Raw genomic sequence first — 14547 nt, 5'->3', positions numbered from 1 at the left:
CATTTTATCCTTTTTTTCAGCCTATAAAACCCTTATGAATTTGGTTATTGGTTCAGGAAAAGTATGGAGCCATCATTCCATGCTTGTATGTACTTATATTCTAAATTAGATAGCGATTGGTCTCGTTCTATAAGATAGTGATCAAAAGGGAAGTGTTTTGTCTCTTGTTTGTTTTTTTGAAACACTATTGAGACATTCCGGCTTCCCGAATCAAATGGATATATCCATCTCATACCGTCAATTTGATAGTCTACATATAATGGAGGTCCGAACAATATGAAGGCTCTCCCCATATCTGTTTTCCAACCTTCCTTAAAATTTGAAAATTGTTTATTTGCTAGTTCTACTCTTGTATAGAAAAGTTCAATAATCTGACTGGCTTTAGCTTTGTTTTCTATTCCTTTAAGCCAATATTTATCCATTTCTATTTTCATTAATCTTGGGTCACTAATAGACATTAGCTCTTCATGGTCTTTTTTTCTCATCAAGTAAACTAAAGGGGCGGCGTACTCATCTACATCTATAAGCGCAGGGAAATTTGTACTTTTTATTGAAAAATCTCTGGCTTTATAAATCTCCTTCCCATCAGTATCTGTAGATTCTACTTCCAACCTGTAGTTTCCACGTTCCAGATTTGCAAAGTTAAAAAATACAGAAACATTTCCTTGATTAACTAAAACACGTCTTCTGCTTTCCAATAATTCTTCGTCGTAATAAGTAATTCCCAAATGTTCTATACTTGAGCTATTATACCTGCGATCTCCTATAGATCTGGATACGGAAGTGTCAGAGTCAAACTTTAAAAGTCGAGTACGTAATATCAGATCATCGAGAGATTTGTTATTAGCTTGAAATTTGAATCGGAGAGAGTCGTATTTATCAGAAATATGATATGAGACAAGGTCCTCATAAATAGTCTCATTATCCTGTTTTAATACTCCAACCATTTGAATGTCAGTTAAAAAGCTTTTTCCGTCATCCGGACTTGGGATTATTACCTCTTTTGTAGTTTTTGTAGTTTTCTCAGACGTAAGATCCGTTACCGAAACTGATATAGAATATTTACCGGGATCAATAGGCACAAGTTTCTTAAATCTTTTTACTCCTTCACTTACCAGTATATCGGTTCTGACATCAGTTACTTCAATGGGAAAAGTAATTGGAGGAGTGTTTTTGGCTTTTTTTTCTGCCAGATCAACAACATCAATGCTAACGTCCAGATGTGCACTAAATTGATTTTCCTTGAACTTATAGATTAAACTGCTGTGAACAACTTCGCCTGCTATCAGTAAGTTCTTATCTGAAGACTGATCAAATGTACTACCAATAAAAACTCTGGTTTCCGGATATCCGGGTTTGAATTCTGTATCATTTCCTCTTCCTATTTCATCCAGATAAGCATTGTTGCACATAAAGGTAAATGGTGCAAAGCAAAGTAGGATTAATAGTAGGTGAAATTTTTTCATAAGTTATAGTCTTTTCATAATTAGTCCGGTTCTCCAAAACTCAATTTGCTGGTATTGAACCGTATAATAATCTGAGGATCTCTCTAGTAAGTAATTTTCAAAGGGGAAGAATTTATTTTTCAGTTTTGGAGCCACGAATACAAAGTTTTTTTCCGGGTCAGAAGAATTGTAAGAATATCTCCAAACTGTTCGATTTAAAGTAACATCGACGTACCAAGGAGAGCCAAATAAAATGTACATCATGCCCCGATCTGTTTTCCATCCTTCTTTAAAATTTGAGAATTGTTTATTCGCTTCCTCTACTCTTTGGTAGTATAATTCTACTACACTTTTAGCTATTTGCGAATTATTTATATTAGAAAGCCAAAATCTATCTATTGCCTTTTTTAATTCAGTATCATCTTCTATTTCCATTAGTTCTTCATACTCATCTTTTGACATTAAGTAATAAAGAGGTTTTGCAAGTTCCTTAGGAGTTCGTAGTGAGGGGTAATTTTTACTCTTGATTGAAAAATCCCTCGCTTTATATAATTCGTTTTCGGTGTCTAATTCTGATGAAACTTCAAATCTGTAATTGCCTCTGTCTAAATTTGGAAATGTAAACTCTATCATTACGTTTCCCTGATTTGTCAAAACACGTCTATTCGTGTTAACTTCGATTTCATCAGAGTATTCTATTCCTTTATATTCAATACTACTTGGACCGTAGTTGTTAAAATTCATAGGTCGGGCAATAGAAGTGTCAGACTCAAATTTAAGTAATCGGGTATTGATGGTAAGAGGATCAGTAGATCTGTTATTAGTAATCTGGAATACAAATTTTAAAGAGTCAAAATCGTTCTGAATTACATACGTTGTAACCGGATCGTAGGAAGCATTTTCAAGAGTTTTTTTGCTTAGAATTTTGATGTTAGTAATGTTATTAACATCTCCATCGGGATCGGGTATATAGACATTGGAGGTTCGTTCTATTTGTTTACCGGTATTATTGTCAGTTAAAGTGGTTACGATTCTAAAACTTCCCGGAGTAACTTTAAAATCTCGTTCAACTTTATGTGTGTTTTGACTAAAAGAGAGTTTATTTGAAGAGTCGGTTAGAACAACCGGAAATTGCTGAGTGCTAACCACATTCTTGGAATTGTCTAAGTCGATGATTTGATACTCAATAATACCCTCTGCCTGATAAACAGCATTCTTTCTTTTGAATACCAAGCTTCCTTCAACTATTTCGCTCGCTATATTAATTGAAGCCGTGTTATCTTGTTCAATAAATCCCGATGCTACTACTCTTAGTTCAGGATATCCGGGTATGTATTTATAACCGGCGCCTTTGTCAATGTTGTTAACATAAGAATTAGAACAAGCAGCGAATAAAATCAACGGTGCTAGTAAAATTTTTAAAATATATTTTGTGGGTAGATTATTCATGTTAGCTATATAATATTGAATAAAAACAATCCGAAATGATAACGACAAATCGGTTATCTTTAGTATAACAAAAAGCTATTTAAATAATTATATGATATCTACAAGACGCAGAACCAAGATTGTTTGTACAATTGGGCCTAGTTGCAATTCAGAAAAGGGAATAGAAGATTTACTATTGCATGGAATGAATGTTGCACGGTTGAACTTTTCGCATGGAACCCATAAAGATCACGCTCAGGTTATTGGTCATATCAGAAAAGTTGCAAAAGCTAATAAGTACAGTATTCCAATTTTGATGGATTTGCAAGGACCAAAAATCCGTGTAGGTACAATGAAAAATGGGGGGCAGGTTCTTAAAACGGGTAGCTCAATTGTAATAACCGGTGAGAATATCGAAGGTACTCCAAAAAAGATCCCAATCGATTACCCTGATCTTGTAAAAGAAGCAGAAGTAGGCAACAAAATATTATTGGATGATGGCTTGCTTGAATTCAAAGTGATCTCCAAAAATGAAAAAGAACTCAATGTAGAAGTTGTAGTTGGTGGATTACTTAAATCCCGAAAAGGGGTCAACCTTCCAAATGTAAAGATCTCCATTCCGGCGTTGACTGAAAAAGATATTACTGATTTAGAATTTGGTATAAGTCAGGATGTAGATATAATCGCACTTTCTTTTGTTCGTTCCGCAAAAGATATAAGAGATGTCGTATCCAGAGTTCGGGCAGCAGGAAGTAACGCTTCAATTATTGCTAAAATTGAAAAGCCGGAAGCTTTGGAAGTAATAGATGAGATTATAGAAGAATGTGATGGAATCATGGTTGCAAGAGGTGATCTTGGAATAGAAATTCCGACAGAAGAGGTTCCGATAGTTCAAAAAACTTTGATCGAAAAATGCAGAATGGCCGGAAAGCCTGTAATTACTGCAACTCAAATGTTGGACTCGATGATCAATAATCCCAGACCAACAAGAGCTGAAAGTTCAGATGTTGCAAATGCAGTTATTGATGGAACTGATGCAGTTATGCTTTCAGGAGAAACCGCATCAGGAAAATATCCTCTTGAGGCAGTAAATGTGATGGATAAAATCTGCCGAAAAGTAGAAGAAAATCGAACAAATTTGTACAATAGCTTAGCTTTTGATAAACCGGAATGGAAAGAAAAACAGGTTGTAGAAAGTCTCTCTTATTCCTGTGTAAGTATCGCTGAAAATGTTGAAGCTAAAGTTATTGGAACACTTACAAATTCAGGAAGTACCGCTAGAAGAATTGCAAAGTTCAGACCAAACGCACCAATTATAGCATTTACTGAAAGTCAAAAAGTAAGAAGACAACTTAATCTGGTATGGGGAGTTTATTCGGTAAGGGTAGAAAAAATATTTGATACAGATATGGGTGTTAAATTAATGGAAGAATTCTTGAAAGAAAATGGTTTTGTTAAAAAAGGAGACAGAGCCATATTGACAACAGGAATACCAATTGCAAAAAGAGGTAGTACGAATATGATAAAAGTTAGTACAATAGAATAAAACATGTAGTTTTGAGTTTGATATTAGAAATTTTTGTATGAAAAAAGGACTCTTACTTTTACTAACAAGTATTATTTTTCTTGGATGCGGATCAGGGTTAAAGTCTGGTTGGGGGAACTTCACTGCATATTATAATACCTATTATAACGCCAAAAAAAGCTATAACGCAGGTGTTCAAAAGGTTTTAGATTCCAAAGTCAATTATAATCCACAGCAACCTATCCGAATTCATGAAACACCCATAAATGCCGGTGCACAAGATTTTGACAAAGCCATTGAAAAGGGAGCAGAGATCTTAAGAAAATATGAAGATTCGAAATGGGTAGATAACTCTCTGCATTTGATCGGAAAGTCATATTATTTTAAAGAGGAATATTTTTCAGCAGATCAAAAGTTTCAGGAGATAGCCCTGACAACCAGCGATGAAGAGCTTATTCAGGAATCCATTTTATGGAGAAGCAGAGTTTTACTTGAGATGGAACTCTATGGACAAGGGATACAATACATCAATGAGCAGCTTTTGGAGCGGGAAGGTATTTGGAAAACAAACAAAAAAGCAGAATTGAAGATCATACTTGCTCAATACTATGTGGAGCAAGAGAATTTGGAAGATGCGATTGATCATCTTAGTGAATCACTACCAAGCCTCAGCAAAAAGAAGTATAAAGAAAGGGGATACTTTTTAATGGGACAACTTTATGAGCGGAAAGGAAATTACAGAGACGCTTATAATGCTTACAGAAATGTAGAAAATTTTTATGTTGATTATGATCTTCAATATTTAGCTCTGCGGAAAAGAGCAGAAACAGCGAGGCTTTTAGGTGATAATGAATCGGCGTTAAGTACATTCAACAAAATGGTTAGAGATGATAAAAACACCGAATTCAAAACAGAATTGGATTACGAGATCGCAAAAACTTACCAGAAACAAGGGGAATTTGAAGAAGCAGTATATGTGTATAAAAGATTATTAAACAATAAAGTTGATAGGCCAAGCACTGAAACAAAAGCATTGACATATTATGAGTTAGCTGAAATCTATAGGTACGGATATAATGATTTTGAATTAGCTGCGGCATACTATGATACATCAGCAAGACAAAATGCTTCTGCTCAAAAGTTACCGGAAAATTATAATGCCAAAGAACTCGCTCTCTCTTTTGGTGAATACGCCAGATTAAAAAACGAACTTCATTACAGGGATAGTTTACTTTGGGTTTCAAACCTGTCTCAACCTCAGTTAGACTCATTAGTTGCAGAAATCAAAAAAAGGAAACTAAAGGAGATAGAGGAAGAAAGAAAAAGCCTAAGAGAACAAAATAATACATTGATAAATGTTTCCAGTAATTCTGAAACGGCTACCAATACAGAGCGGAATGGTTTCCTGAATGTGAATAGTCCTAATCTTCAAGCTAATGCAAGGAATCAATTTATAGCTGTTTGGGGGGACCGACCTCTTGTAGATAATTGGAGAGTCAGAGAATTGATGACATCTTCTGATTCGGGAATTGAGAATGCTAATGAAGGAGAACAAGTTAATCAACAATCAAGAACTTTTGCCAACATCCAAACATCAGTGGATTTATCGGAAGTGCCTTTTCAGGAATCAAAAAAGATTGAAGCGAAAAATGAAATAGCTAAGCTTAAATATGAATTGGGTAATCTGTTTTTTATCTCTCTTGAAATGCCTGACAGCGCTAAAGTGTATTTTATTGATGTAATTCAAAATTATCCTGAAAGCAAAGAGATTCCGATTTCCTATTATTCATTAATTGAAATTCAGAGCTTACAAGGAAATGAGGAAGAAGCCATTAAAAATGCGGAAAAACTTGTAATGGAATTCCCAAATTCTCGGTATGCAGATAGAGTTGCAGAAAAATATGGTATTGAAAAAGTGGATGGGTCCGACTCAAATGATATCGAGCTAGCAGAACGGTACAGGCAATTTAAAGCAGATACCTTGCTTACAAGAGAAGAATTAGCAGAAAAAAGTACGAAACTAGCCTTAGAAAACACCAACAATATAAAATCTGCTTCTATTCTTTTCGATGCTACTCAGATCTATATAAATCTGGCAAAAGAACGAGAGATTTATCTGGAAAATTACACAAACTGGATTAGCCAAAAACAAAGTTGGGATCAAGAAAAGAAGGATTTTAAGATACTTCAGGACTCAGCTAAAATAAGTCTGAAAGATGATTCCTTGAGCGAATCGAAAAGAATAGAATTTAAACAACTTGCGGATTCAACTTTAGATGAACCGGATTTCTCTGATTCGTTTCCATATCGGGGGGAATATTGGGATAAAGCCAGAATTAATTTAGATCTGTTTATATCGAATTTTAGAAATTCTAAGTTGCTTCCAAGGGTTAGAGTTTTAAAAAATGAATTGCAGAAACCGGTAGAAAATGAACCCGAGGGTCAGGGAAATCCCGAAATAAAGAATGAACCCGTTAGTTCTGGTGTAAACCTGTTTTGCAGCGAACTTGAACCAACGCCATTGATCAGAGGTGGCTTGGAAGATTTTTTAAGCAAAATAGAATATAGTACTTCCGAAAACGATCAAGTTATTTATCTGCTAAACGTGAACCAGAGGGGAGTAGTGGAAGAATATAACATGGTTTCTGAAGAGGTTGATGAAAGTATAGAGAGATCTTTTAACTCTGCGATCGAAAATGACCTGACCTTTGAGCCTTTAATTATAGATGGGGAAGCAATACAGTTTCAATGTAAATTTCGATTTCCATTGAAATAGTATAAGTCATCTAAACTTTATTCCTTTTTTTAAACCTCGGATTAAACCCGGACCTTCGTAAACTAGTCCGGTATAAACCTGAAGCAGATCAGCACCTGCATCAACTTTTCTTTGTGCAGATTCAACACTATCGATGCCTCCAACTCCAATAATTGGTTTTGAACCTTGGAGTATTTCATAAAGAGTTAGAATTATTTCGTCACTTTTTTTGGCTATGGCCGAGCCACTAAGTCCACCGTTTCCAATAGAGGCTAATCTCTCTTTTGAAGTAATTAAATCTTCTCTGTTTGAAGAAGTATTCGTAGCAACATATCCGTCAATACCAAAGCCTTCACATATCTCAACAAGCTTAGATAGCACTTCAGGTTTGGTATCAACTGAAAACTTAACCAGTGTTGGAGTTGTATTTGATGAGGGATCTAATTCTTTTAAAAGCGATGTCAGCGCTTCAGAGTCTTCAAAAGTTTTGCCTTCGCCGGTATTTGGGCATGAGATATTTACTGTAATATAATCGGCTACATTTTGAGCTTTCTCATAACTGTAAGCATAATCTAAAATTGCATCTCTGCCGTGGATCGCAGAATCGTTGGTCTTAGCGATATTAATACCAAGCGGGATGTCTAAATTTTGTGATCGTAAACGATTTACTACTACATCAGTACCTTCATTATTCAATCCCATTCTGTTGATCAAAGAGTGATCTTTGGGAAGTCGAAAAGCTCTGGGCTTTGGATTTCCGGTTGAGGGCTTTGCGGTAATACTTCCTATCTCTATAAAGCCGAATCCCAGTGCCTGCATAGCTTTTGGAGTACGTCCGTTTTTATCGAACCCTGCGGCTAAGCCGATTGTGTTTTTAAACTTGAGTCCCCAAAATTCTCTCTCAAGATCTGTTCCTCCCCCATATAACAGAGAAGCTAGTTTTTGGAGTATAACAGATTGGTTGGTGGCACCTGAAATTTTTAAAGCAAGATCATGAGCTTGTTCCGCATCTTTCTTAAAAATAAGTGGTTTGATCAGGCTTTTATATAGCATAAAATTATTTCTGACAATAATAAGAAATCGCTGAAAAAAATGATGGATAACTCTTATAATTCTTTCATCATTATATGACTGATAAAGACCAAATAATATCATCCATTCATCGTCACTATTCTAAGAATGAAGATTTTATTCTTTTAGAATCTCAGATGAAAAACCATCCTTCCAGCACTGCGTCATTTATTGCTGTGGGCTCTAAAGCCTCAATACGAGCATATGGAAACAAAATTCATCTCCTTAAAAACGGGAGCGTGGCAGAACTGGAGAAAAACCCATGGGATGCTTTTCAGGATTTTAGGACAAAGTATCCAGAGGAATGGATGTTTGGATTTTTGGGGTACGATCTTAAAAATTCGATAGAAGACCTTGTTTCTGAGAATCCTGCATCATTGGAAGCTCCGGATCTTTACTTCTTTATACCGGAATTAGTATTTAAGATTTCGGATGATGGAGTGGAGGTTATTAAAGGTGAGTTAAGCAAAGATCTTCCAATGACTGAAATTGAAGGCGAGATTTCTATTATCTCTACTCATCAACTGGAAAAAGAAAAATATCTGGAGAAAATAATTACTGCTCAAAACTCGATTCGAGAAGGAGATTTCTATGAGATAAATATTTCTCATCCACTTGAGTTTAAATTAACAGGACAAGCCTGGGATCTTTACAAGAAAATGAAAGCGGTCGGACCGGTTCCATTTGGTAGTTACATAAAGTTTAATGGTTTAGAAATTTGTTCTGCATCCCCGGAAAGGTTTTTATCAAAGAAAGGGAATAAAATAATATCTCAACCAATTAAGGGAACGGTTTCCAGGTCTGAAGAGGAAGACAGTTTACAAATTGAAGAACTAAGTAATTCTGAAAAAGAGAGAGCTGAGAATCTGATGATCGTTGATCTTGTTCGCCATGATTTAAGTAAAATAGCAAAAGAGGGTTCTGTAAAAGTTTCAAAGCTTTTTGAAATACAAAGTTTTGAAACTGTTCATCAGATGGTTTCAACAATTGAAGCAGAAGTAAAAGAAGCAGTAGATCCTATAGACATATTAAAAGCATGTTTCCCGATGGGTTCAATGACCGGAGCACCAAAGATCGCAGCAATGAAAGCAATTGAAGAAATTGAAGACTATAAAAGAGGAGTGTACTCTGGAGCCATTGGGTATTTTGATCCTGAAAATGATTTCGATTTTAGCGTTGTTATCAGAACGGCCTTAATAAAGAGTAATAAGCTGGTTTATCCTGTTGGCGGTGCTATAACAGCAGACTCTATACCAGAACTAGAATGGGAAGAAACTTTACTGAAAGCCAAAGCACTCACAAATATTTCAGACTAATTTTTGATATGGTGAATGAAGAGTTATTGATCTCGGTTAATTGATTAAATAGGATATTTATGAATGATTTGCACAATAGGATTTCAACGCTAAAAGAACTCAAAGAAAGCGGCTGGGAATCTCTTTCAGTTAAAGATGAGTTAAGAAAAAATATGATATCCGGGATAAAAACCGGTGAAAAGCTTTTCTCTGGTATTATTGGCTATGATAAGACGGTTGTCCCTCAAATTCAGCACGCCATCATATCAAAACACGATATGATTTTGTTGGGATTAAGAGGCCAGGCTAAGACCCGTATATTAAGATCTTTGGTTCAATTTTTGGATGAATATATTCCGGTCGTTAAAGGTTCGGTTATTAATGATGATCCTTTTAACCCGATCTCAAAATTTGCGAGAAACCTTATTGAAGAAAAAGGTGAAGAAACTGAAATTAGTTGGCTTCACCGCTCCTACAGATATGGAGAAAAACTGGCAACTCCGGATACAACAGTCGCCGATCTTATTGGAGATATTGACCCTATAAAAGCAGCAACCAAAAAATTAGATCTGGCCGATGAAAATGTGATCAACTACGGACTGATCCCAAGAACAAACCGGGGAATATTTGTGATCAATGAATTACCCGATTTACAGCCCAGAATTCAGGTTGCCTTACTGAACATAATGCAGGAAAGAGATATTCAGATCAGAGGGTTTAACATCCGAATGCCAATTGATGTATCCATGGCTTTTTCTGCTAATCCGGAAGATTATACCAACCGGGGGAACATCATTACTCCTTTAAAAGACAGAATTGATGCTCAGATAATTACTCATTATCCTCGCGAAATTGAAACAGGCTTAAAGATAACCAGTCAGGAGGCGTGGCAAGAAAGAGATGATTCTGTAAAGGTATCAATTCCGGAGATCTACAGGGAGATCATAGAGCAAACAGCATTTGAAGCTCGCAACTCTGAGTATATCGATCAAAAAAGTGGAGTGTCTACCAGAATGACCATTACTGCCATGGAGCAGGTTTTTTCTTCTGCTGAAAGAAGAGCGGTGATCAATAATGAAAATACAGCACAGATTAGAATAGCCGATATTTTCCACATGATACCGGCTCTCACCGGAAAGCTTGAATTGGTTTATGAAGGTGAACAGGAGGGAGCAATAAGTGTTGCCAAACATATTGTTGGAAAGGCAATAAATAAGACATTCAAAAAAGTGTTTCCCGACCCACAAAGCAAGGCTGAAAATGTTAAAGAAATGTATAAACCGATCACCGACTGGTTTGCTCAGGGAAATGAAGTGAATTTGCCCGACACATTATCAGCAAAAGAATACAAGAAAGCACTGGATGGTGTGGGCGGACTCAAAGACCTGGTAAGCAAACACATTAAAGACGCTGATAAAGATGAATTTTATTCCTGGATGGATCTGGTATTAGAAGCCATGCACCAAAACTCGCTTCTCAGTAAGCAGGACTTAGACGACGAGGCTTTATATACAGATATGTTAGGCTCTATGTTTTCATCAATTAGCGGCTTAAATGATGATGATGATTTTGATATATAAAATGATTGAATTAGCTCAGATATAATCTTATATTTAAAGCCTTTGAAAAATTCGAAACAGCCAGTATTATGAAAAACGGTATTCATCCAGATTACAAAGAAATTACAGTTGTCATGAGTGACGGTACTGAGGTAACAACCAGAAGTACTATGAACACTAAAGACGGTATTTACAAAAGTGAGGTAGATTCTAAAAATCACCCTTTTTATACCAAAAACAACAACTTTTCTGCTAAAGCAGGTCGTGTGGATCGCTTTAAGCGCATGTACGACAAGAAAAAGTAAGTTTATTTTTTTGAATTAAAGGATGCACTGTAACTGGTAGCATCCTTTTTTTATATACGTCTATGGACATTAAAATTTTTGAAGTAGGACCTTTCGCAGAAAACACATACTTGCTCATTCAGGAAGATTCTGCCATTCTTATCGATCCCGGATTCTCAAACGAAACAGAATACCAATCCTTTCAGAGCGCTCTCAAAGAAGTAACTTTGGATGCAATAGTACTTACGCATGCTCACGTAGATCACGTTTTGGGTTTACAAAGAGTGTTAAAAGATCATGATGTGAAAGTGTATGTAAACACCGATGATCTTTTTCTTTGGAACAATTTTGGAAGTCAGGCCACTATGTTTGGTCTCAATCAGGTTGCCTTTTCTTTTACTCCTGAAAGCTTACCAAAAGATGAAAAATTTGAAGTGGGAGGATTTGAGTTTGAATGTTTATACACTCCCGGTCACTCTCCCGATCATACTTCACTTTATTTTAAAGATGAAGGTTTTGTAATCGCAGGCGATGCTTTATTCAATGGAAGTATTGGCAGAACAGATTTGTATCAAGGAAGTTTCGAAGTGCTGGAACAATCCATTAAAGAAAAACTGTATACTTTACCGGGAAATACCAAGGTTTACCCTGGCCATGGACCTGTAACCACTATTGAAGCTGAGAAAGCAGGTAACCCTTTTGTGAAAGGTTAAACAATCTGAATTCAGTTTAACTTATCAATTTCTGATTGGTAGTGATCTGATTTGTCAGGATTAATTTCTTTAAGCTGATGATACATTTCAATCGCTTGTTGTTTCTTTCCTTGAACCACATGAATCTTCGCGAGTGTTTCTGATATAATATCATCTACAGCTTCGGCTTGTTTAGCCAGATCAGTATCATCAAACGGCTCTCCCTCAGCAGGAATTTTAATTCTTTTGGATTCTACTGCTTCAAGCATAGCGATCAAACTATCCAAATCCAGGATCGGAGATTTTCTGTTCGATTGATTCAGCTTTTTTGACGAGGAATAACTTTTTACCGGAACAGCAGCTTCAAATTTTTCGGGATGAACCAAAAAATAATGCAGATGTTCCATTAAGGGACTTCCGGGGGCATATGTTTTTGCCTTTAAAGCTTCTTTTATAGCCAGGGAGTTTTGATCATCTAAATGATAAAACCAAGCTAAGAGAAAATGCCCGACAGCATCAGGACCTCTTTTTTTAAGATGCCTGCTTAATTTGGTAATCCCTGTTTTAGGATTTTTCTCAAATCGTTCATTAAAAGAACGAAGCGACTGTGGTATGTTGAAAGGTAATTCTGCCATTATTTGGTTTGCAATAATACGCTATGATGATCTTAGATTCAAAAGCATTACCAATTACTTACCGCGTCGTTGAACATACTGTTAGCAATTTGTTCAAGAGCTTCATCAGCGGCGCTTTGTTCACCCGAAATAGGATCTTCGGTTGGATCGAATGTGAAAGAGCCGTTAAAGGGCTTGTCCCATTCCGGTTCGCTATTACTAGTATATAAAAAACTAGCACTTACAGTAATTTGTACCTGATTCTGATCAGCTTGTTCATTTCCACCGATGCTAAAAGGTCTGTTACTGTAGCTCGATATAAATCCATCCAGAATAGCATCGGCATCTTCTTCGGAGCTTGCAAGTTGCAGTTTGCTTTGATTGATGAAACGATCAATGAGAATTCGATTTAAGCGGTCACTCAAATCTCCAAGCCCACTTCTGGATCTGTCAGCAAAAAAGGGAATGTATATGGTATTTACTCCGGGAGGAATAGATGCTCCTGTAAAACTATATCTCAAACAACTTGAAAAAGAAATTAAGGCTAAAAATGATATGACTATAATTTTACGCAAGTCCGTATTGATCTAGTTTTCTGTAAAGTGTTCGCTCACTGATTCCTAAAGTCTCGGATGCTTTTCTTCTGTTTCCGTCAAATCTGTCCAAAGCTTGTTTTATTAAGAATTGCTCAGTTGCTTCGATAGAAGGTATCTCGTCACCACCAAAGAAATTAACCAATGCAGATTGTTCACTTTCCTGAACTTCGTTCTCAGCTTTAGTTTCATCTCCGGGCATCTCATGCATCCCTAGTGTTGCATGCTCGTTAAGATTAATTTTCATTTCAGAAACATCAGATTCTTCCATGTTGCTTTGTAAGGCCGGAGGCAAAGCTTTAATGTCTTTGCTCGACATACTTGAGTACATAAAGTTGGCAAGCATCTTCTTAACATCAGAGATGTCTGTTCGCAATTCAACTAAAGCTCGATAAACCAGTTCACGATCTCTTCTTTCAAAATCATTCTGAGAGTCGGATCTTTTTTCCTCACCATTCGGAATCATTGGTAAGTTATCGGCAGAGCCTTGTCGTTGCCTTCCCTTTAGATATTTCTGTAAACGTTCTACATCTATGAATTGAGATTTTTCAAGTACAACAAGTTGTTCAGCTACATTTTTCAGCTCTCTGATATTTCCGGGCCAACGATAGGAGATAAGTAATTCTCTGGCTTCATCAGAAAACCCTTTGAAAACGGAATCATATTTCGCTGAAAATTCCTGAACAAACTTTCTGAATATAGGAACAACGTCTTCTTGTCTTTCACGGAGAGCGGGAAGATGAATTTGAACGGTGTCTAAACGATAGTAGAGATCTTCTCTGAATGAACCATCCTGAACAAGTTTCCAAAGATTCAGATTGGTAGCTGCAATTACACGGACATCAGTAGTTTGGACTTTACTTGATCCAACACGAAAGAATTCTCCGTTTTCAAGTACACGTAAAAGTTTAACCTGAACATTTTTCGGAGTATCGCCAATTTCATCCAGAAAAATGGTTCCACCATTGGCTTTCTCAAAATATCCTTCACGGCTTTCATTGGCTCCTGTGAACGCACCTTTTTCATGTCCAAAAAGCTCACTTTCAATGATGCCTTCGGGAATGGCTCCACAATTAACAATGATAAGGTTATTTCTTTTACGCTCGCTTAAAGCATGAATAGCGCGGGCTGTAACATCTTTACCGACACCACTTTCTCCTTGAAGCAGTACACTAATATCAGTTTTTGCAACCTGCATGATCTTATCGATCACATGGCGCATTTCCTGAGAAGTTCCTAATAGCCCAAATTGTTCCTGAAATACTTCGCGGTCCATTAACTATATA

At 36.4% G+C, this 14547-nt stretch carries 12 protein-coding genes; 6 read left to right on the top strand and 6 right to left on the bottom strand.

The window, feature by feature from the left end; genetic code table 11:
* Positions 1-44: 44 nt before the first annotated feature.
* Entirely contained in the window at positions 45-1466 is a 1422-nt protein-coding gene (locus A8B79_RS15445; protein ID WP_082894218.1) for a GWxTD domain-containing protein, read from the bottom strand.
* Between the two features lie 3 nt (positions 1467-1469).
* Positions 1470-2894 carry a GWxTD domain-containing protein gene (locus A8B79_RS15440; protein ID WP_082894217.1) on the bottom strand — a complete coding sequence of 475 codons (1425 nt, stop codon included), beginning with the start codon at positions 2892-2894 and terminating at the stop codon, positions 1470-1472.
* Between the two features lie 91 nt (positions 2895-2985).
* On the opposite strand from A8B79_RS15440, the gene pyk reads away from it, so the two are divergent.
* Both pyk and porW read left to right on the top strand, forming a co-directional pair.
* The gene (pyk, locus tag A8B79_RS15435) at positions 2986-4419 is read left to right on the top strand and encodes a pyruvate kinase (RefSeq protein WP_066224563.1); all 1434 of its coding nucleotides are present in this window, start codon (positions 2986-2988) and stop codon (positions 4417-4419) included.
* Between the two features lie 37 nt (positions 4420-4456).
* The gene (gene porW / locus A8B79_RS15430) at positions 4457-7174 is read left to right on the top strand and encodes a type IX secretion system periplasmic lipoprotein PorW/SprE (RefSeq protein ID WP_066224560.1); all 2718 of its coding nucleotides are present in this window, start codon (positions 4457-4459) and stop codon (positions 7172-7174) included.
* A gap of 6 nt (positions 7175-7180) precedes the next feature.
* Here the strand turns inward: porW and A8B79_RS15425 are convergent, their stop codons facing one another.
* Complete coding sequence (locus A8B79_RS15425) at positions 7181-8206, bottom strand: quinone-dependent dihydroorotate dehydrogenase (protein WP_066224797.1); 1026 nt, start codon at positions 8204-8206, stop codon at positions 7181-7183.
* 74 nt (positions 8207-8280) lie between these two features.
* Here A8B79_RS15425 and pabB point away from each other — a divergent pair, with 74 nt between their 5' ends.
* From pabB to A8B79_RS15405, 4 genes are all read left to right on the top strand, one after another.
* Positions 8281-9540: an aminodeoxychorismate synthase component I gene (gene pabB / locus A8B79_RS15420; protein WP_066224558.1), complete on the top strand. Its 1260-nt coding sequence runs from the start codon at positions 8281-8283 to the stop codon at positions 9538-9540.
* Between the two features lie 59 nt (positions 9541-9599).
* The gene (locus tag A8B79_RS15415) at positions 9600-11099 is read left to right on the top strand and encodes a sigma 54-interacting transcriptional regulator (RefSeq protein WP_066224555.1); all 1500 of its coding nucleotides are present in this window, start codon (positions 9600-9602) and stop codon (positions 11097-11099) included.
* A gap of 68 nt (positions 11100-11167) precedes the next feature.
* The gene (rpmE, locus tag A8B79_RS15410) at positions 11168-11383 is read left to right on the top strand and encodes a 50S ribosomal protein L31 (RefSeq protein ID WP_066224552.1); all 216 of its coding nucleotides are present in this window, start codon (positions 11168-11170) and stop codon (positions 11381-11383) included.
* A 62-nt stretch (positions 11384-11445) separates the two neighbouring features.
* Positions 11446-12075 carry an MBL fold metallo-hydrolase gene (locus tag A8B79_RS15405; RefSeq protein WP_066224550.1) on the top strand — a complete coding sequence of 210 codons (630 nt, stop codon included), beginning with the start codon at positions 11446-11448 and terminating at the stop codon, positions 12073-12075.
* An 11-nt stretch (positions 12076-12086) separates the two neighbouring features.
* Here A8B79_RS15405 and A8B79_RS15400 read toward each other — a convergent pair whose 3' ends face one another.
* From A8B79_RS15400 to A8B79_RS15390, 3 genes are read right to left on the bottom strand one after another with little or no spacing between them, the layout of a single operon-like run.
* Entirely contained in the window at positions 12087-12689 is a 603-nt protein-coding gene (locus tag A8B79_RS15400; protein WP_066224548.1) for a hypothetical protein, read from the bottom strand.
* A 47-nt stretch (positions 12690-12736) separates the two neighbouring features.
* Positions 12737-13189, bottom strand: coding sequence for an LPS assembly lipoprotein LptE (gene lptE / locus A8B79_RS15395; RefSeq protein WP_235603773.1), 453 nt, complete (start codon positions 13187-13189; stop codon positions 12737-12739).
* Between the two features lie 46 nt (positions 13190-13235).
* Complete coding sequence (locus tag A8B79_RS15390) at positions 13236-14537, bottom strand: sigma-54 interaction domain-containing protein (RefSeq protein WP_066224537.1); 1302 nt, start codon at positions 14535-14537, stop codon at positions 13236-13238.
* Positions 14538-14547: the final 10 nt, after the last annotated feature.

The sequence above is a fragment of the Balneola sp. EhC07 genome (assembly GCF_001650905.1).
Classification (GTDB): domain Bacteria; phylum Bacteroidota; class Rhodothermia; order Balneolales; family Balneolaceae; genus Balneola.
The sequence above is the reverse complement of the archived record's forward strand: the minus strand, read 5'-3'. Positions and strand labels throughout refer to the sequence as shown.

Excerpts from the sequence above, each read along its gene's own strand:
- A8B79_RS15445 (WP_082894218.1), bottom strand. The coding sequence starts at position 1,466 with ATGAAAAAATTTCACCTACTATTAATCCTACTTTGCTTTGCACCATTT.
- A8B79_RS15440 (WP_082894217.1), bottom strand. The coding sequence starts at position 2,894 with ATGAATAATCTACCCACAAAATATATTTTAAAAATTTTACTAGCACCG.
- pyk (WP_066224563.1), top strand. The coding sequence starts at position 2,986 with ATGATATCTACAAGACGCAGAACCAAGATTGTTTGTACAATTGGGCCT.
- porW (WP_066224560.1), top strand. The coding sequence starts at position 4,457 with ATGAAAAAAGGACTCTTACTTTTACTAACAAGTATTATTTTTCTTGGA.
- A8B79_RS15425 (WP_066224797.1), bottom strand. The coding sequence starts at position 8,206 with ATGCTATATAAAAGCCTGATCAAACCACTTATTTTTAAGAAAGATGCG.
- pabB (WP_066224558.1), top strand. The coding sequence starts at position 8,281 with ATGACTGATAAAGACCAAATAATATCATCCATTCATCGTCACTATTCT.
- A8B79_RS15415 (WP_066224555.1), top strand. The coding sequence starts at position 9,600 with ATGAATGATTTGCACAATAGGATTTCAACGCTAAAAGAACTCAAAGAA.
- rpmE (WP_066224552.1), top strand. The coding sequence starts at position 11,168 with ATGAAAAACGGTATTCATCCAGATTACAAAGAAATTACAGTTGTCATG.
- A8B79_RS15405 (WP_066224550.1), top strand. The coding sequence starts at position 11,446 with ATGGACATTAAAATTTTTGAAGTAGGACCTTTCGCAGAAAACACATAC.
- A8B79_RS15400 (WP_066224548.1), bottom strand. The coding sequence starts at position 12,689 with ATGGCAGAATTACCTTTCAACATACCACAGTCGCTTCGTTCTTTTAAT.
- A8B79_RS15390 (WP_066224537.1), bottom strand. The coding sequence starts at position 14,537 with ATGGACCGCGAAGTATTTCAGGAACAATTTGGGCTATTAGGAACTTCT.